Source organism: Klebsiella michiganensis (genome assembly GCF_015139575.1).
Lineage (GTDB): Bacteria > Pseudomonadota > Gammaproteobacteria > Enterobacterales > Enterobacteriaceae > Klebsiella > Klebsiella michiganensis.
The window spans coordinates 2,436,662-2,455,739 of sequence record NZ_AP022547.1 but is presented as its reverse complement, the minus strand read 5'-3'; the positions used below and the strand labels follow the sequence as shown (position 1 = coordinate 2,455,739).

Here is a 19,078-nt window from a genome sequence, read left to right as displayed (position 1 = left end):
AGTTACTCCGCCTGAACGCCAAAACTTTCGCCGCAGCCGCATTCGTGCTGGGCTTTAGGGTTATGAAATTTGAAGATCTGATTTAAGCCTTCGCGAACGTAATCGAGTTCGGTGCCGTCGATAAACGGCATCGCCTGCAGCGGCGCCCACAGCTTCGCGCCATCGCGCTCAAATAACAGATCGTCTTTCGCCGGTTCAGCAATTAGCTCGAGAACGTAGCCAAATCCGGCGCAGCCGCTGGTTTTAACGCCAAGCCGCAGCCCCTGCATATCCGGCTGTTTGCGGACCAGATCGCGAATATGGGCGGCGGCGGCTGGGGTCATGACCAGCCCACGCCAGCTAAAATCTTCGGGATTGAAAGTTCCTGCATGTGAATTCATCGCTCTACCTCATAGGTTGACGCCATCGGGCCATATCGCTATGTTAGTGATAATGATTATCACTTCAACCCATCCAGAGAAGGGGTATTTCCCCATTCAGTGCTTTTTATAAGCATAGACCCTGACAGAAGAGATATCGGAGATGGAATAAATTGTTCAATGCATTGATTAATAATGCATTTCAGTGACAGAAAGGTAGAAATTGCAGGAAAGTTAAAATATGCATCGGAAATACCTATTTTTGAGATAGCGAATTTGCGTTGCACGGAACCCGCCGTGAAGGGCAAAAGAGTCACAATCACGTCCTGCGGGTAAAAAGGAGAAATGGCGGACGTTATCTTTCCCGGTCATGAGGCAAAAAGACCGCGATAACCACGGAAATTAAAAGGGCAGCGCCATGGCGGCGATCAAGGCGCTACCGCGTATCGCTAAACGGATGCCCGTTTAATTGTACTGCAGCGTCATGACCACAACGGCACTGACGCTTCCGGGCGTCGCACCGCCTGGCACCGATTTTACCGAGGCCTGCATAGCCAGGGTTGCGGTTCTGTCAGCCGCGATATTGTAGGTGATGCTGGAACCCGTTCCCTTTAGCGCACCACTGCCCGCTTCACTCATCGCTACCGCCACGTTGGTTGCCGTACCGCTATTCAGATAATAGTCAGGACCGGCAAGCGGATCGGGAGCGCCGGTGAAGGAGGCCGTTACGCTGCGCGTTCCCGCCGGACAGTTGGTAAACAGCAAATTAAAGGCCACAGGGTCGGAGGATGACCCGGGCGTGGCCATATTGGTTGCCTGAATATCGCCCAGATTGACATCGAGGTTGCTGTTTCCCCCATTGAATATACAGGGCGAGGCGACAATATTTCCCGTCACCCCCATCGTCACGCTGTCGGCAGAAAAAACGTTCCAGCACAGCAGCGTCAGAATAAGCAATTTTTTATGGCGTATTTTCATTTTTTCACCCGTTACTGGTACGTCAAATTAAGCGTGGCGGTCGCATTTGCCGAGCCGGACTCAACGGAAGTTAAGGTCTGATAATAACGGGCCGTCAGCGGCAGCGTTTCTTGCCCGCCCGATGACCGTTTTAATAACAGCGGGCTATTGATGGACAGCGGCGCGCCATTATATAAAAGCTGCACGCCGACGCCTTTTGCCGTCCCGGCGCTGCCCTGCCCCGTTAATGCCATTACGCTGGGGTTGGCGCTATCGGGATTTTGTACGCCGCTCAGCGAAACGGTGATATTGGTGCCGGCGCTGCAGCTTAACCCCAGATTTTGCGTATTCTGCGCGCCAGCGGGCGTGGTGCCTACCGTCGAGCCGAACGTTGAAGCGGGAATATCGCCAATGATGAAGTTCAACTGAGGCGTAGTGATACTGCAGGCCAGGGCGTTGATTGTCCCATCGGTCAGCGTTGCGGTCAGGCCATCACGGTAGACGCCGTCGCTGCCCTGGAGCGTCACCACCCCGATCGTTCCCGGCGTTAATGCGCCCGATGATACCGGCCCGGTCACCACCAGCTGTATGTTGCCGCCGTACCAGTCGACATAAGAGGTCTGTGCGTTATAGGAGAATGTATTACTTGGATTTTCAAAATAAGCGTTTGATGAAAAACGAATACCAATACCGCTAATATTAGTGTTGTAAACGTGATTACCGTAGCTGCTCAGCGTCGCATTATTATATCGCATGCTGAAACCCAGCATGAGTGGGTTAGTACAGCCGGAAAGGTAGGAGCCCGTATATGTCCCGCCCCCCGAAAAAATAACGGTCCCGACCGGCGCATCACGCGGTACGGTAATCGTTCCCACGGACAGAGTGGAGATCTGCGGGGTAATGGTGGTGCAGGTTCCGGCACGCGCGCTATTCCATCCGGCTATCAAGCCGAGCAAAATAACAGAGTAAATCAATCTCATGTTTAACGTTCCTGGTGGCAACTGGCGCTAACTTCTGTTATTCCAGCGTAGGTTGATTGTTTCGGCAGGCTGAAATCAGCACGGCACTGTTGGCTGGACTGGCGGCCCCACGTGACGAAGATCGCCCCCTGCTCGCGCATTCCGCTTAAAAAAACCTGGCCGCGATCGCCAACGATAAAGCTGCTCTTATTATCATCCGCAAGCGTCACCACCGCCCCGAACGGCACGAAGCGGTTATTGTCGGTTAAGGTCATCAGGACCCTGCGCCCCACTTTGGAAAGATAATCGGCGCGCACCACCGCGCCTCGCGTCGGGGTAACCGTGTCGGTGTTTATCTCCAGCTCTACATCCTCAGGCATATTTTGCGGATCGAGCGTCAGGTCGTTTTTTCGATAGACGGAAATATTGCTGACTACCGTATATCCCCGGTAGTCCGTGCGCGCGCCGGGTTGGTTGCGAATATTCACGCCGTGTGCGCCGGGGGCTTTTATCAGGGCATTGGTTTCACCGAGCGGTTGGGAAAGCGTGATACCATCGGCGTGGGCGATAACGCCCCCCTGCAGACCATAATTAAGCCGCTCGCTGTTTTTGTCGTAGCTATACCCCGCCGTCACTTCGCCGTACGTCCCTTTATAGTCACCGTTCATATTGCCGGTGTAACCCACGCCATCCGTACCGTAACCCTGCTGGACGTTCCAGTTCAGCGAGTTGTTCTCCAGCGCGACGCCGTTCATGCCGATATTATGCGTCGTTCCACCATTCTTGCTGGCGTTCATGCCATAGCTGGCCCACGTTTGCGGGAGGAATTTATCCAACGGTACGCTGACGTTAAACGCCAGCAGCTGGTCGTGGGCGCTGTTATTCGCGCTGTCGTTTGACGTCGCGCTGCCATTTTTGCTGTATGTCCAGGTCAGGCCGTAGCTGATATTGCGCCAGTAGTTGTTGTATCCGACGCTCCACGAAGCCATCGACCTGGCGGAGTTCCAGTAATCTTCCCTCGCCGCGCTGAGGGTTAGCGATCCCAGTTCGCGGCTCAGCGTCTGGCTCATCGTCAGCTCCGCGCGGTTACGCCTGCGGTCCTGCAGCGCGCTGCTGTCTCCATATGAGTCCAGAACTTCCTGCATCCCGTAATAGCCGCTGGTGGAATAGCGGTATCCCGCAATGGAAAAGTTGGTCCCGGTATCGATGAAGTTTTTGCTGTATCGCGCTCGCCAGGATTGGCCGCGCGATTTTTCCGTTTTATCCGGCGTTGACCAGGCCTGCGTGACATCCGTGGAGATAGCGCCTAACGCCCCCATATTTTTACCCACGCCGAATGCCAGCGACTGATATTTGCTTGACTCCTGCAGGCCGCCATAGAGGGTAAAGCCATGCTGCAGGCCATAAATTGCCGTTGCCTGCCCGAAAGGGGTTTTATCCACGCTGCTGTTATATGAACGATACTGCCCGCCGGTGATGGCGTATTTGAACCGGCCTTCCCGCTGCAGTACCGGCAGCGAGGCGTAGGGCAGCGTGAAGTGCTGTTCGCTGCCATCGGCTTCTTTAATCGTCACGTCGAGATCGCCTGCCCCGCCGGTAGGATACATATCCGTGATTTCAAAGGCGCCCGGCGCAACGTAGCTTTGGTAGATCTGGTAGCCGTTCTGGCGCACCACGACCTGCGCATTGGTTCGGGCAATGCCACGTACTACGGGCGCATAGCCCTTAAGAGAATCCGGCAGCATGTCGTCATCGGATGCCAGCTGGCCGCCGCGAAACGGCATACTGTCGAACACGTCGGCAGGCGCAGAGCTGTCACCAACGGTAAGCTGGGCTTTCAGAGGAATAATGGCCCGCTGCGCGTAGGTATAAACGGTATCCCATTTATCCTGGCCGGAGGACTCCCGTGACCAGGTGGTATAGTTGCGAAAACGCCACGGCCCTATATTGATCCCCGGACGCAGGTTCGCATACTGGGTGTCGCTTCTGCCGCCCTGGCCCGTTTTCGCCCGAGTGTTCGCTCCGCTCAGGCTGTAATTGAGCAATGCCGCAGTAATCCCCTCATCCCACATTTCCGGCGGTACATAGCCCCTGGCCGGCAGGTCGATCGCCGCCTGGGGAATGCTGATAACCAGCCGCTGGGCGCCAAACTGAAAATCAGCGCTGGCTTGCGGAATAGCCTGGAGATTGGCGCAATCACTATTTTCTACCGACAGCTGGGGAAAAAGTTCGGTTTTCACTCCCCACTGTTTTAATTGTTCCACGCTCAGACAGGGCTGCAATACCTCATTACCGCCCCCGGTCTTTGCCATCGAAAAAGGAATATCCCGGGTGTCCATTAACTGGTCATCAAGAATAATATCCACATGGTATGTTCCCGGCGCCTGAGAGCCCGATTCAAAAGCCGATAAATCCGCTTTACCCACGCCGGGATTATCCAGCTCTACCAGGGCCGTATTAAACGAATCACTGGCATACAGTTCCGGAGAGAAACCGCTCAACACTATGGCGATAAGCGTAGCCAGACGAGCAGGTCGCAACTTATTATTTTTTATTGTCATCGCTATTACCTATTTAACGCTGGGCTTGCCATTTGTTCAGGGATTACAAACTGGCTTGATGTGACGGACCGGGGCTGCCATAGTCATTAATAACTTTAAATGTCAGGGCATTGCCGGAGGCCCCGTCCGGCAAGCGGAACCGGGTGGTCGAACCCGGCATGACGTAGGTCACCTGGGCAAGCATTTTTCCGCCCACGGTAATTTCATTGAAATTAATGACGTAAGGCGTTGGGTTATTAACCTGAAGTTCATTGCCGCTTCTTTGCCAGGTGAGTTTATTTGCCTGTTCCTCCGGCGTTGAGGCGCGAAGCGTAACGGGACGATAAATCAGCTTGATGCGCGTTTTTACGGCAATTTGCAGGGAGTTCATCTGCTTTGTTGCCGAGGGAATCGCTTTAATATTTATCCAGAATAAACTTTCTTTGGCCTGAGGCAGTGAACCTGTCGCGACAATTCGCTCAATATTTTTTTGTCCGCTATCGAGGCGATACATCGGTGGCGTAATAATAAAAGGCGCTTTACCAGAACCACCTTCCTGCTCATCTATCCATGACTGAATTAAATAAGGCGTCGCATCAGGATTATTAACGCTGATTGACGCTTCTTTTTTTGCACCATCGAAAATGATCCGCGTGCCGCCAATAATTACCCCGGCAGTGGCGGTTGCCTGCACCAGCGTTAACATTGTTATCGCCAGGCCAATTGTTCTGATAAAACGCATTTAATACCTCTTAAAACAAAGGGGCCGGGCCGGCCCCCTACTGATTACTGCAGAAACTTAGTTGTAAACCACTGAGAAGTTCGCGACCGAGTTAGCTGGGCCGGCAACCACCGTCGCAGTGGTCGACACATACTGAGCATAGAAATTCAGCGTATTATCAGCGGTGCTGGTGAGCGGGTAGGAGTAACCGTTGCTGCCGTGCAGAGGCAGATCGGCTTTATCCGCCGTCATCAGATTAATCGCGACACCGGAGGCTGCGCCAGCGACCGACGAGTCAATAGCCAGCAGGCTGGAGTTACTTAAATCAGGCGTGCCATCAAAGCGGACTTTGGCATTGTTAACCGTCACCGGACAGTTCTTCAAAATAATATCGAATTTCGTCGCGGCGGTTCTCGAACCGGCTACCGGAAATTCAGTTTTATAATAATCGCCCAAAACAACCACCTGGTCCTTTGACGCGACATCGATGTCGCAGGCGGCATCCAAAATATTGCCATTAAAATTAACGGTACCCGCTGCTGCGAAAGCCTGAGTCATTGATAATGCAGAACCTGCTGCAAGTATCGCAATAACAATTTTCTTTTTCATAACGACACATCCTGTTTTACTTTATTTACATTCAGGCAAAATATTTAATAAACGCATTTTGCCATTGCTTTAATATATTGCCGGGAAACAGTGGTATATATCACACCACTATTTCATTTTATTAAAACCGGATTACCCCTGCCGACGAGACAAAATTTATACAACATTTTTTCAGCGCACAATCTATTTCGCGGTCTAAATGTAGACTCGAAATTAACAAAAATAAAACATTCAAATTAAGAAATTACTTAATCACACTGACCCCGGTCTACTTTTGGACTGGCGAGACAAAATCAATAAAATCAATTAATTATAACCATAATCCACCCGAGTCTATTATTAGACCCGGCGCCAATATTCCCTGAGATGCTGTTTTTTAAGATAATTCCCAACATCGATCAAAAAACGATCGCATAAGTTAGTGAGGTATCTTATGAACACGAGAATTATTCCTGAATTCGGCAACGAGCCAGCGGAAGTACTTGAGATAAAACCCTTTAAGCACATTGAGAAATTAATTGATAATGTCCTGCCGTACGCCGAGAGACGAATAGTCTCGAAAGGGGAGATCGTCCATTATTACGATAATAACGTTCGTCAGTGTTTTTTACTTATCCAGGGTAGCGTCGCGCTGCATCGTCGCGGAGACGGGATTGTTTTAAATTCTGAGTCATCGCCATTTCTTCTCGGCGTGTGTAGCCAGTTTTCCTCTGAACGACTTTACGTCAGGGTACTGGAAACATCGGAAATTGCGGCCGTTTCGCTGGAAACGTTTAATCGCGTAGTGGCGCAACAGAACTTATGGGAGCATTTTTCAAAGCTGCTGATCTATACCGCATCAAGAGTTTATGAGCACTGCGCGCAAATATCGCAAATGTCAGCCTATGACATCATCCGTTTTCAACTTGTTGAATTAATGCAAGAGCCCGAAGCTATCCGGCAAAGTATCACCGCGGCGGCCTATATCAAAAGTCGAACCTATCTTTCCCGCAGCGGCGTTATGCGCATCCTCGCAGAGCTACGAACGGGTAAATGCATTACCATGGAGCGCGGAGTGCTGATTGACATCCACCACCTGCCGCGAAAGTATTGATTGTTCATGTATCTTCGGAGTGGCAAGAGATACGCGCGAGGTTATAATAAGTCCGATCTCCTTCAGGATTTTCTGACTATGCCATCTGCAAATCAACCCTTCCGCGGCTCCCCTTACGCACAGGAATTTATTTCTCATTTGCAGCCCTACTGCACGACGTACCGAACGGGCCGCGGCGAGCAGTTTGATCTTCAGGTTAACGGTCAGGGGATGTGTTATCTCCTTCTGGAGGGGACGATAGCGATATACCGAAGAAGTGACAATATGATGCTTTCCACGGCGCTCAGTCCCGCCCTTTTCGGCCTCGCTAACCTGACGGACATTTACTTTGATGACTATTTTAAAACCGTCACGCCGTGCCAGATTGGCGTACTCACAACCCGTCGCGTCGAGGAAATCATTAGAGAGAAGGCGCTATGGGGACTGCTCTCTAAACAGCTGATGTTTGTCTATAACCGCCTCTATCATAACGTTATGCCCCAGGGCACGCCAACGGCGTACGAGATGATTCGCCAGCAGCTGATCAAGCTCATGGAGGAAGAGGAGGGTTATCGCTACAGCGTGACGGCTGAAAGATATATCAGAGAGAAAACCCGGCTTTCCCGCAGCGGCGTAATGCGCATTCTGGCGGCGCTGAAAACCGGTGGTTTTATCGAAATGGAAGAGGGGAAACTCATAAAAATCAACAAACTTCCTGCTAAGTACTGATTATGCGGATTGGGCTTTCTGCCCTCTCGCGATCCGGCCTGCGCGCCGAAATGCATTCATGCAACAAATTCTATTCGTTTTCATTATAAGTATTGTCATTTCACAGAAATAAAGATTTATTCACTGCTGACTGGCTCATGTAGAATGCGCTGCTAAATTTCCTTCATCTTTTACGCAATGTCGCCCTGGCGACCGTTCGGGAACCTGTGTAGTACTGAATTATGGATATAGAAACAGATGTCATGTCGATGTGTATGGTCGTGTTGTTAATTATTAGCGTGTTGCTCGATTAACCTCTTCCCCCCCGTAAAATCAGTACGACTCGCCGTCGCCGGACAGGCCAGTCTATTCGCTACGAACCCGATCCAAATCGAAATCGTACCGTTCCCCCGCGCGGCCTGACCTGCCAGCGTATTCCGGGATAAGCGTTCAGAGAGGGGATATTGCCCTGTCGGGCATGGTGCGAATATTAAAAAGGCTGCCAACGATGGTGGCAGCCTCTTCACTTTATGGCGTTACTGATACGAAGAGCGAATTAGCTCCTGATCTTCCTGTAGATAAACAGGACAACCAGCGCACCAATCACCGCCACGACAAAGCTGCCGAAATTAAAACCATCTACACGGCCAAAGCCGAAGAAAGTACTAATCCAACCCCCGACAACTGCACCGATGACACCCAGAATTACGGTAACGATAAATCCGCCGCCGTCTTTCCCCGGCATAATCCACTTGGCTAAAATACCGGCAATAAGCCCAAAAATGATCCATGAAATGATACCCATAGCTAACTCCGTCCTCTTGTTACCTTGTAAATATCTGGTATAGAAAGATTAGCATAAATATTAATGATGTTTCATAAAATTATATTTAGCATACATAGACTTGTCAGCACGGGGATAATGGTCTACGCCCTGAACGCGTACCGGGCAAATAATCAGCAAGCGGAAGTATCGCATCGTGAATAATTAAAACCTCGGGAGAGGCAGCAATAAGCCAGGATTTTTCTTATTAAAAGTGCAACTGGAAGCGGAATACAAAAGCAGCAAGGGGGAAATTTCCCCCTTGCTAACTTAGATGACTGCGGTTGTCAGCCGCGACGAACAGCAAAGGCGCCCTTGTTCATCAGAGATGTCGATTTGCCACACCTGATGACGGGAGCCGACGTGCAGCGCGCGGCACACGCCGCGAACCCTTCCGCTGCGAACCGAACGGATATGGTTAGCATTGACCTCCAGCCCCACCACCTTCTGCTCGCCTTCGCTGCACAGATAGCCGGCCACCGAGCCTAAAGTTTCCGCTAATACCACCGACGCGCCGCCGTGCAGCAGCCCAAACGGCTGATGGGTGCGGCTATCTACCGGCATGGTGGCCTCGATGGCGTCATCGGTAAGGGCCTCGAAGCGAATATCCAGCAGGCCGACCATATTCCCGTCGCCCATGGCGTTCAGCTGTTCCAGGGTGCTCTGACGTTTCCAAATCATCCCATAATCTCCAGTAGCGCCTGCAGCGGATGGCGTACGCCGCTGCCTTCAATACGCTTCACCTGGCTACGACAGGAGTAGCCGGTGACCAGACAACGATTACGCGGCAGGCGCTGCATCGCCTGCTGCCAGGAGAGCGCGTAGATAGCCAGCGAGTTGGCGTGGTTCTTCACTTCATGACCGTAGGTACCGGCCATGCCGCAGCAGCCCACGTTAACGTTTTCCAGCTTCGCGCCAAAACGCGCGAAGATATCCGCCCACTGTTTGGTGGAAGCGGGAAGCGCCGTGACCTCGGTACAATGGCCAAACAGATACCACGACTCGCCGCCCTGCTCCTGCGCAGCGGTTGCCGACAGCGCCTGCGGCAGCCACTCATGCACCAGCATCACGCGGAAATCGCCGCGCTTGTCGCCGAGCACCTGGTTGTATTCATCGCGATAGCAGAGCACCAGCGCCGGATCGACCCCCACCATCGGCATGCCGAGCTGGGCCACCCGGTTCAGGAAATCGGCGGTTTTCTGCGCGGTGCGCGCGAATCGCGTCAGGAAGCCCTTAATATGCTGGGCTTTACCGTTTGGCGAAAACGGCAGCAGCACCGGCTGGTAGCCTAGCTTTTCGACCAGTTGAACAAAATCGGCAACCACCTGCGCATCGTAATAGCTGGTAAACGGATCCTGAACCACCAGCACCCTTTTCGCTTTCTGCTCTGCGCTCAGCGCTTCCAGCTGCTCCAGCGTGGTATTCGCCGAACGATGACCGACCATCTGCTGCTTCAGCGACGGGACGGAGAGCAGCGGGAGATCGACCATACCGATATGCTTTTCCGATAGCTTGCGCATCCACGGCTGATTAATAAAGAAGTTGAACGTCTTCGGCGCATGCGCCATCAGCGGCGCGTAGGATTCAACCGCCGCCACCAGATGATCGCGGACCGGCCGCAGGTAGCGGCTGTGGTAAAGCTGGAGGAAACGCGACCGGAACTCCGGAACGTCGATCTTAATCGGGCACTGGGTCGAGCAGGCTTTACAGGCCAGACAGCCGGACATCGCCTCCTTGACCTCATGCGAGAAATCGTACTCTCCCTTACGCGCGTGCCAGCTATTGCGGGTGCGCTCCACCAGGGTACGCAGGCTGGCGCGTTTTTCCGGCAGATCTTTTTCCAGCTGATTGGGGTCGACGCCGCGATCCGCCAGCAGGCGCAGCCATTCTCGCACCAGCGTGGCCCGCCCCTTCGGCGAGTGAATACGGTGGTTGCTGACCTTCATCGACGGACACATCGGGCTTTTGGCATCAAAGTTGAAGCACAGACCGTTGCCATTACACTCCATCGCGCCGCGCCACGAGCTGCGCACGGCAATGGGGATCTGCCGATCGAAGGTCCCGCGCTTAACCGCATCCACCTTCATCATCGGCGCATCCACGCCTTCCGGCGGGCATATTTTACCGGGGTTCAGACGGTTATCCGGGTCAAACGCGGCTTTAATCTTGCGCAGCTCGCCAAACAGTTCTGCCCCAAAGAACGCCGGGCTATATTCGGCGCGGAAGCCTTTCCCGTGTTCCCCCCACAGAAGGCCGCCATACTTGGCGGTTAAGGCTACGACGTCATCGGAGATGCGCTTCATCAGCATCTCTTGCTGCGGATCGCACATATCCAGCGCCGGCCGCACGTGCAGCACGCCGGCATCCACATGGCCAAACATGCCGTAGCTCAGGCCATGACCGTCAAGCAGCGCGCGAAATTCCACAATATAGTCGGCCAGATGCTCCGGCGGCACGCAGGTATCTTCGGCGAAGGGTATCGGTTTAGCGGCCCCTTTGGCATTCCCCAGCAGGCCAACGGCTTTTTTCCGCATCGCGTAGATGCGCTCAACGCCGTCCAGATCGTGGCAAACCTGCCAGCCGATAACGCCCGCTTCGCCGCGCGCCATCAGCTCATCCAGGCGCTGGCACAGGGTTGTCACCTGGCCGTCGATCAGTTCGGCGTCATCACCGGCGAACTCAACGATATTCAGCCCCAGCATCTCTTTATCCGCAACGTCGGTAATGAGCTCGCTGACCGAATGCCAGACAATATCTTCCCGTGCCAGATTCAGCACTTTTGAGTCGACGGTTTCGACCGACAGCGCCTTCGCTTCGACCATAAACGGCGCGTTGCGCAGCGCGGAGTTAAAGGAATCGTACTTAACGTTAACCAGGCGGCGTACTTTCGGTAAGCGGGTAATATCCAGCCGCGCTTCGGTAATAAACGCCAGCGTCCCTTCTGAACCGGTCAGTATGCGGGTCAGATCGAATTCGCTCATCTCGTCATTAAAGACGTGGCGTAAATCGTAGCCCGTCAGGAAGCGGTTAAGTTTGGGGAATTTATCGATAACCAGCTGCCGCTGCGCTTTGCAGCGCTGATAGACCGTGCGGTAAATACGCCCGATCGCCGACTGTTCTGCGCCCAGCGTTTCCGCCAGCGCCGCCGGAATCGGCTGCGTATCCAGAATGTCGCCGCCGATCAGCACCGAGCGCACGCCGAGCACGTGATCGGAGGTTTTCCCGTAGACCAGCGAGCCCTGCCCGGAAGCATCGGTGTTGATCATCCCGCCAAGCGTGGCGCGGTTGCTGGTCGACAGTTCCGGCGCAAAAAAGTAGCCGTACGGTTTAAGGAACTGATTGAGCTGATCTTTAATGACCCCGGCTTCCACCCGCACCCACCCTTCTTCGGGGTTGATTTCAATAATGCGGTTCATATAGCGGGACATATCGACGATGATCCCGGCGTTGAGCGCCTGACCGTTGGTGCCGGTACCGCCCCCGCGCGGGGTAAAGATCAGTGATTTAAAACGTTCTTCCGCAGCCAGTCTTGCCAGCAGAGCGACGTCTGCCGTGGAGCGGGGGAATAAAACCGCATCCGGCAACAGTTGATATACACTGTTATCAGTCGCCATCGTTAGCCTGTCGGCGTAGCTGGTGGCGGTATCACCGGTAAAACCTTGTTGCTCCAGTACCTGCAAAAAATTCAGCACCAGCTGAACGACACCTGGCGCTTGAGAAATCTGTGGGATCATGACGCTCGACCCTGCCTGACTATGTTGTGTTGTAAGTGATTAAACGTTTGCGTAGTGCACACAACTTTTTATCACATTTTTTTCATATGCGCCCGCCAGAATTAAGGGCAAAATCAGGCGCGCGAAGATATTGATATTATTATCAGTACATGGAATTACGCTGCGTCAGCCTTGTGACGCGACTGCAAAGGTAAAACTTTATCATGATTAACCCCAATCAGCCCCGGGACATACCGCAAGTTCTGCTGTCGGTGCTGTTTTTGTCCCTGATTATTATTTCCTGCCTGTGGGTCGTTCAGCCATTTATCCTGTCATTTGCCTGGGCCGGTACCGTGGTTATCGCCACCTGGCCGGTGCTTTTGCGCCTGCAGCGCCTGCTGTTCGGCAAGCGCGCGCTGGCGGTGCTGGTGATGACGCTGCTGCTCTTTTTACTGTTCGTTATCCCTATTGCGCTGCTGGTCAACAGCCTGGTGGATAACAGCACGCCATTAATAAAAGTGATTACCAGCGGTAACTTTACGCCGCCGGATCTGGCGTGGCTAAATAGCGTTCCGCTGATTGGCGATAAGCTGTATACCGGCTGGCACAATTTACTGGAGATGGGGGGAACGGCGATTATGGTCAAAATTCGCCCCTATCTCGGCACCACCACCACATGGTTTGTTGGCCAGGCGGCGCACATCGGCAAGCTGCTGGTCTACTGCGGACTCATGCTGCTGTTTAGCGCCTTGCTGTACTGGCGAGGCGAACAGGTTGCGTATGGGTTCCGCCACTTTGCCACCCGTCTGGCGGCCAAACGCGGCGATGCGGCGGTGATCCTCGCCGGCCAGGCGATTCGCGCCGTGGCGCTGGGGGTGGTCGTCACCGCCCTGGCCCAGGCGGTGCTTGGCGGTATTGGCCTTGCGGTCAGCGGCGTGCCTTACGCCGCGCTGCTCACCGTGGTGATGATCTTTACCTGCCTTGTGCAGCTGGGTCCTTTGCTGGTTCTGGTACCGTCAATTATCTGGCTGTACTGGAGCGGTGATACCACATGGGGCACCGTACTGCTGGTCTGGAGCTGCGTTGTCGGCACCATGGATAACTTTATCCGTCCGCTGTTGATTCGTATGGGTGCCGACCTGCCGATGATTCTGATCCTTTCCGGCGTTATCGGCGGCCTGGTGGCGTTCGGCATGATTGGGCTGTTTATCGGTCCGGTGCTGCTGGCGGTCTCCTGGCGACTGTACGATGCGTGGGTTAACGAAGCGCCGCCGCCGCCGAAGGACCCCGACCTGGTGCTTGAGGAGCTGAGCGAGCTCAATACCCGAGCCGCTCAGGATAAGTAAGTGAAAAGGCGGGGAAACCCGCCTTTTGCCCCTCTGTCCCTATCAATGTCGGGCACGACAGCCTTAAAGCTTAAGAAATCCTAATCTATCTTTCACGTCATTCCACCACCCGCTGCCTGCTAACCGCATTTGCTTCGCAGATTCTTTACCTTAATTTAACTATTGAGAGGAATCCGATCGACGCAAAAAGCCTCAGTGCCTAGTATTAGCTCACGGTTATAAATCAACGCATTGATTTATAAGCATGGAAATCCCCTGAGTGAAACAACGAATTGCTGTGTGTAGTCTTTGCCCATCTCCCACGATGGGCTTTTTTTTGTCCGTTTTCTGTTCCCCAAAAACAAAAAATCCCCGCCACTGCTGAGCTGACGGGGAGTATCCAGTTGCCTGTTTTAGCGAGAACTTACTTATTCAGCTCTGCCAGGCCGAGCCAGGTTTGCACGACCGTGTCGGGGTTCAGGGAAAGGCTATCGATCCCCTCTTCCATCAGCCAGGCGGCAAAATCTTCATGGTCAGACGGACCCTGTCCGCAGATACCGACGTACTTGCCCTGCTTCTTCGCCGCGCGGATGGCCATCGACAGCAGCGCTTTCACCGCGTCGTTACGCTCATCGAACAGCTCGGAGACCACGCCGGAGTCGCGATCCAGCCCCAGCGCCAGCTGCGTCATGTCGTTAGAACCAATAGAGAAGCCGTCGAAGTATTCGAGGAACTGTTCAGCCAGCAGCGCATTCGATGGGATCTCACACATCATAATCAGCTTCAGGCCGTTTTCGCCGCGCTTGAGGCCCTGGCGTTCCAGCTCTTCAACCACCGCTTTTGCCTGCGCGACGGTCCGGACAAACGGCACCATGATTTCGACGTTGGTCAGGCCCATGTCGTTACGCACCCGCTTAACCGCTTCACACTCCAGCGCGAAGCAGTCGCGGAAGCTTTCTGACACATAGCGGCCGGCCCCGCGGAAGCCCAGCATCGGGTTCTCTTCTTCCGGCTCGTAACGTTCGCCGCCGACCAGGTTGGCGTATTCGTTAGACTTAAAGTCGGAAAGACGCACAATCACCCGTTTCGGGAAAAATGCCGCGCCAAGGGTGGAGATCCCTTCGGTCAGGCGACCGACGTAGAACTCTTTCGGCGAGTCGTAGCCTTTCATCAGCTCGCGGATTTCATTCTGCAGCCCCGGCTCCTGATCGTCGAACTCCAGCAGCGCGCGCGGGTGGACGCCAATCATACGGTTGATGATGAACTCCAGACGCGCCAGGCCCACGCCTTCGTTCGGCAGGCAGGCAAAGTCGAAGGCGCGGTCCGGGTTACCGACGTTCATCATGATCTTCAGCGGCAGATCCGGCATATCGCCAACGGTGGAGCTCTTGACGCTGAAGTCGAGGATTTCGGCATACACGTAGCCGGTATCGCCCTCAGCGCAGGAGACGGTCACATTCTGGTTTTCCTGGATGCGATCGGTGGCGTTACCGCAGCCCACTACCGCAGGGATCCCCAGCTCACGCGCGATAATCGCCGCATGACAGGTACGCCCGCCGCGGTTGGTGACGATCGCCGCCGCCTTTTTCATGATCGGCTCCCAGTCCGGGTCGGTCATGTCGGTCACCAGCACGTCGCCGGGCTCGATGCGGTTCATTTCGCTGATATCGTGAATGACCTTCACCGGACCCGCGCCGATACGATGGCCGATCGCGCGCCCTTCCGAAATAATCTGTCCTTGCGCATGGAGGGTATAGCGCTCCATCACCTGGCCGCGGGAACGGACGGTCTCCGGACGCGCCTGCACGATAAACAGCTTACCGGTATGCCCGTCTTTCGCCCATTCGATATCCATCGGACGGTTGTAGTGCTTCTCGATTTGAACCGCTTGCTGCGCCAGCTCCTGCACTTCCGCATCGGTTAACGAGAAGACGTCGCGCTGCGCCTGCGGCACGTCTTCGATACGCACCTGCTTGCCGTGCTCCTGGGTAGGGGCGTAAACCATGCGGATCTTTTTCGACCCCATGGTGCGGCGTACGATTGCCGGCCGGCCCGCTTCCAGCGTGGGTTTATGGACGTAGAACTCATCGGGGTTCACCGCCCCCTGCACCACCATCTCGCCGAGCCCCCAGGCGGAGGTGATAAACACCACCTGATCAAAACCGGATTCGGTATCGATGGAGAACATCACGCCGGACGAGGCCAGATCGGAGCGCACCATCCTCTGCACCCCGGCGGAGAGCGCCACCCCGCGGTGATCGTATCCCTGATGCACGCGGTAGGAAATGGCGCGATCGTTAAACAGCGAAGCAAACACGTGCTTCACCGCGACGAGCACGGCGTCAAAGCCCTGCACGTTAAGGAATGTCTCCTGCTGACCGGCGAAGGAGGCGTCCGGCATATCTTCCGCCGTCGCGGAGGAGCGCACGGCAAAGGAGGCCTCAGCGTCATCGGCGGACAGCTGGGTATAGGCATCGCGAATCGCATTTTCCAGTTCGCTCTGGAACGGCGTATCAATGATCCACTGACGGATCTGTGCGCCCGCTTTCGCTAATGCGGAAACGTCGTCAATGTCGGTTTCATCCAGCAGTTCATAAATGCGCTGGTTAACACCGCTTTGGTCCAAAAACTGATTAAAGGCATCAGCGGTGGTGGCAAACCCGTTCGGTACGGACACGCCCATACCCGACAGATTTGTAATCATTTCACCAAGGGAGGCATTTTTGCCCCCAACCCTGTCTACATCATTCATGCCGAGTTGGTTATACCAAAGCACCAGCGGTGACGAGCCATTGTTGGACATCGAGACAATCCTTTTGTGATTTAATACCAGTGATAAATAATTCACGATCGACTACGAGATTTATCCTGACATATTTATCCAGCTGAAAGAAACGGTGAATCGTTCAAGCAAATTATTTTTTCGTTTTTAGGATTCTTTGCCAGATATAGCTAAGCTAATGATTCTTCAGAAATCTGATGAAATTTGATACAAAAGATACGCAGTTGCGAAAAATGAACTCACCTTTTCATTAAAAATAAAAATAGCGTTTCATTTTTTAAATATGAGACAAAGCCTGGAGCGTTATGCTTAAATTTAATATCAGCTTTCAGACAATTAAACTCATTATACCGGATGGTCAAAATGGAAAGTGCTGTAGATCGCCACGTATTTTATATTTCCGACGGTACCGCTATTACGGCGGAAGTTCTGGGTCATGCGGTCATGTCGCAATTCCCGGTCGCCACCAGCAGCGTAACCCTGCCGTTTGTCGAAAATATTAGCCGCGCGCGCGCCGTGAAGGAGCAAATCGACGCGATTTTCCAGCAGACCGGCATTAGACCGCTGGTGTTCTACTCCATCGTGCTGCCGGAAATCCGCGACATCATCCTACAAAGCGAAGGCTTTTGTCAGGATATCGTCCAGGCGCTGGTGGCCCCCCTGCAGCAGGAGCTGCGCCTCGATCCGACGCCAATCGCTCACCGCACCCACGGCCTGACGCCCGGTAACCTGAACAAATACGACGCGCGTATCGCCGCTATCGACTACACCCTTGCCCACGATGACGGAATTTCTCTGCGTAATCTCGATCAGGCCCAGGTGATCCTCCTCGGCGTTTCGCGCTGCGGGAAAACCCCCACCAGCCTGTATCTGGCGATGCAGTACGGTATCCGCGCCGCTAACTACCCGTTTATCGCCGATGATATGGACAACCTGATTCTTCCGGCTTCGCTTAAGCCGCTACAGCACAAACTCTTCGGCTTAACGATCAATCCGGAGCGCCTGGCGGCCATCCGCGAAGAGCGGCGGGAAAACAGCCGCTATGCTTCCATGCGCCAGTGCCGGATGGAAGTGACCGAAGTCGAGGCGCTTTACCGCAAAAACAAGATACCTTGCCTGAACAGTACCAACTATTCCGTGGAAGAGATCGCTACCAAAATCATGGATATTATGGGGTTAAGCCGCAGAATGTACTAACACACTAGTACATTATTAAAAATTTGTTTATGCTATCACCTGAGCCCTATACAGGATCATGCCCTGCTCTTGCAATAAGCGGGGATTGGTTTATCGTGATGCGCATCACTTCCCGGCATTTTCGCCGCGGAAGAAACAGATTTTGAGACCCCAATGAATAAAACAGACGAATTGCGTACCGCGCGCATTGAAAGCCTGGTAACGCCTGCGGAACTGGCTCAGCGGCATCCAGTGTCTGCCGACGTTGCCGCACACGTTTCCGCCTCACGCCGCCGAATCGAGAAAATCCTCAACGGTGAAGATCGCCGCCTGCTGGTGGTGATCGGTCCCTGTTCCATTCACGATATTGATGCGGCGATGGAGTATGCGCGCCGCCTGCAGGGTATGCGCGAACGTTACCAGCCGCAGCTGGAAATCGTGATGCGTACCTATTTTGAGAAGCCGCGTACGGTGGTTGGCTGGAAGGGGCTGATCTCCGACCCCGACCTGAACGGCAGCTATCGGGTGAATCACGGCCTTGAGCTGGCGCGTAGCCTGCTGCTGCAGGTCAATGAACTGGGCGTGCCGACCGCCACCGAGTTTCTCGATATGGTGACCGGGCAGTTTATTGCCGACCTGATAAGCTGGGGCGCTATCGGCGCGCGTACGACCGAGAGCCAGATCCACCGCGAAATGGCCTCGGCGCTCTCGTGCCCGGTAGGCTTTAAGAACGGTACCGATGGCAATACCCGTATCGCCGTTGATGCGATCCGCGCTTCCCGCGCCAGCCATATGTTCCTGTCGCCGGATAAGCAGGGACAGATGACCATCTACCAGACCAGCGGCAATCCGTACGGCCATATCATTATGCGCGGCGGTAAAAAGCCGAATTACCACGCCGCCGATATCGCCGCCGCCGGGGAAGCGCTGGCGGAGTTCGACCTGCCGGAACAGCTGGTGGTGGATTTTAGCCACGGCAATTGCCAGAAACAGCACCGCCGTCAGCTGGACGTTTGCGCCGACATCTGCCAGCAGATCCGCGCCGGCTCGACCGCCATCGCCGGGATCATGGCCGAGAGTTTCCTTCAGGAAGGCACGCAGAAGGTCGTCGCGGGCCAGCCGCTGACCTGGGGACAATCGATTACCGATCCCTGCCTGAGCTGGGACGATAGCGAACGGCTGCTGGATGAATTAGCCGCCGCCACCGCCACCCGCCTGTAGTTCCCCTCCCCACCGTACGCGCGGTGGGGAGCGATTTTCCGCCATCGACCGGCCCGACACCTGCTAAATCTGGTATTCCGCTAAATAAAGCTTGCGTGAAAAACAACATTATT

15 protein-coding genes and 1 other RNA gene are annotated in these 19,078 nt (G+C 54.2%); 6 read left to right on the top strand and 10 right to left on the bottom strand.

Annotation, left to right across the window (positions count from 1 at the left end; translation table 11 throughout):
- Window positions 1–2: 2 nt before the first annotated feature.
- The 6 genes from sufA to JLG71_RS11535 all read right to left on the bottom strand — a co-directional run bounded on the left by sufA (window position 3) and on the right by JLG71_RS11535 (window position 6,145).
- A complete protein-coding gene (gene sufA / locus JLG71_RS11560) occupies window positions 3–380 on the bottom strand; it encodes a Fe-S cluster assembly scaffold SufA (RefSeq protein ID WP_004119171.1) in 378 nt (125 codons plus the stop codon).
- 444 nt (window positions 381–824) lie between these two features.
- Entirely contained in the window at window positions 825–1,337 is a 513-nt protein-coding gene (locus JLG71_RS11555) for a fimbrial protein (RefSeq protein WP_064392489.1), read from the bottom strand.
- A gap of 11 nt (window positions 1,338–1,348) precedes the next feature.
- On the bottom strand, window positions 1,349–2,296 hold the full coding sequence (locus tag JLG71_RS11550) for a fimbrial protein (protein WP_064392488.1): 948 nt from the start codon (window positions 2,294–2,296) through the stop codon (window positions 1,349–1,351).
- A gap of 2 nt (window positions 2,297–2,298) precedes the next feature.
- Window positions 2,299–4,836: a fimbria/pilus outer membrane usher protein gene (locus JLG71_RS11545; RefSeq protein WP_200914221.1), complete on the bottom strand. Its 2,538-nt coding sequence runs from the start codon at window positions 4,834–4,836 to the stop codon at window positions 2,299–2,301.
- Between the two features lie 43 nt (window positions 4,837–4,879).
- Window positions 4,880–5,557 (bottom strand): fimbrial biogenesis chaperone, encoded by a 678-nt coding sequence (locus JLG71_RS11540; protein ID WP_049082327.1) that lies wholly within the window; start codon window positions 5,555–5,557, stop codon window positions 4,880–4,882.
- A gap of 57 nt (window positions 5,558–5,614) precedes the next feature.
- A complete protein-coding gene (locus tag JLG71_RS11535) occupies window positions 5,615–6,145 on the bottom strand; it encodes a fimbrial protein (protein ID WP_025108216.1) in 531 nt (176 codons plus the stop codon).
- Between the two features lie 433 nt (window positions 6,146–6,578).
- Here JLG71_RS11535 and JLG71_RS11530 point away from each other — a divergent pair, with 433 nt between their 5' ends.
- Complete coding sequence (locus JLG71_RS11530) at window positions 6,579–7,238, top strand: helix-turn-helix domain-containing protein (protein ID WP_200914220.1); 660 nt, start codon at window positions 6,579–6,581, stop codon at window positions 7,236–7,238.
- A gap of 78 nt (window positions 7,239–7,316) precedes the next feature.
- Window positions 7,317–7,946, top strand: a complete 630-nt coding sequence (locus JLG71_RS11525; protein ID WP_025108218.1) for a helix-turn-helix domain-containing protein — start codon at window positions 7,317–7,319, stop codon at window positions 7,944–7,946.
- 535 nt (window positions 7,947–8,481) lie between these two features.
- Here the strand turns inward: JLG71_RS11525 and JLG71_RS11520 are convergent.
- From JLG71_RS11520 to ydiJ, 3 genes are all read right to left on the bottom strand, one after another.
- Complete coding sequence (locus JLG71_RS11520) at window positions 8,482–8,730, bottom strand: GlsB/YeaQ/YmgE family stress response membrane protein (RefSeq protein ID WP_004102935.1); 249 nt, start codon at window positions 8,728–8,730, stop codon at window positions 8,482–8,484.
- A 288-nt stretch (window positions 8,731–9,018) separates the two neighbouring features.
- Entirely contained in the window at window positions 9,019–9,429 is a 411-nt protein-coding gene (menI, locus tag JLG71_RS11515) for a 1,4-dihydroxy-2-naphthoyl-CoA hydrolase (protein ID WP_032749885.1), read from the bottom strand.
- Complete coding sequence (gene ydiJ / locus JLG71_RS11510; RefSeq protein ID WP_200914218.1) at window positions 9,426–12,482, bottom strand: D-2-hydroxyglutarate dehydrogenase YdiJ; 3,057 nt, start codon at window positions 12,480–12,482, stop codon at window positions 9,426–9,428. The genes menI and ydiJ overlap by 4 nt, the downstream gene beginning before the upstream one ends.
- A 203-nt stretch (window positions 12,483–12,685) precedes the next feature.
- Here ydiJ and ydiK point away from each other — a divergent pair, with 203 nt between their 5' ends.
- The gene (ydiK, locus tag JLG71_RS11505; protein ID WP_032749896.1) at window positions 12,686–13,807 is read left to right on the top strand and encodes an AI-2E family transporter YdiK; all 1,122 of its coding nucleotides are present in this window, start codon (window positions 12,686–12,688) and stop codon (window positions 13,805–13,807) included.
- A gap of 212 nt (window positions 13,808–14,019) precedes the next feature.
- An RNA gene (rprA, locus tag JLG71_RS11500) (antisense sRNA RprA) lies at window positions 14,020–14,127 on the top strand.
- A gap of 83 nt (window positions 14,128–14,210) precedes the next feature.
- On the opposite strand, the gene ppsA is transcribed toward rprA, so the two are convergent.
- Window positions 14,211–16,589, bottom strand: a complete 2,379-nt coding sequence (ppsA, locus tag JLG71_RS11495; protein ID WP_014229722.1) for a phosphoenolpyruvate synthase — start codon at window positions 16,587–16,589, stop codon at window positions 14,211–14,213.
- Window positions 16,590–16,931: 342 nt separating this feature from the next.
- Between ppsA and ppsR the strand changes: the two genes are divergently transcribed.
- Together ppsR and aroH are read left to right on the top strand one after the other, a co-directional pair.
- Entirely contained in the window at window positions 16,932–17,765 is an 834-nt protein-coding gene (ppsR, locus tag JLG71_RS11490; RefSeq protein ID WP_004851771.1) for a posphoenolpyruvate synthetase regulatory kinase/phosphorylase PpsR, read from the top strand.
- Between the two features lie 153 nt (window positions 17,766–17,918).
- Window positions 17,919–18,965, top strand: coding sequence for a 3-deoxy-7-phosphoheptulonate synthase AroH (gene aroH, locus JLG71_RS11485; protein WP_025108222.1), 1,047 nt, complete (start codon window positions 17,919–17,921; stop codon window positions 18,963–18,965).
- Window positions 18,966–19,078: the final 113 nt, after the last annotated feature.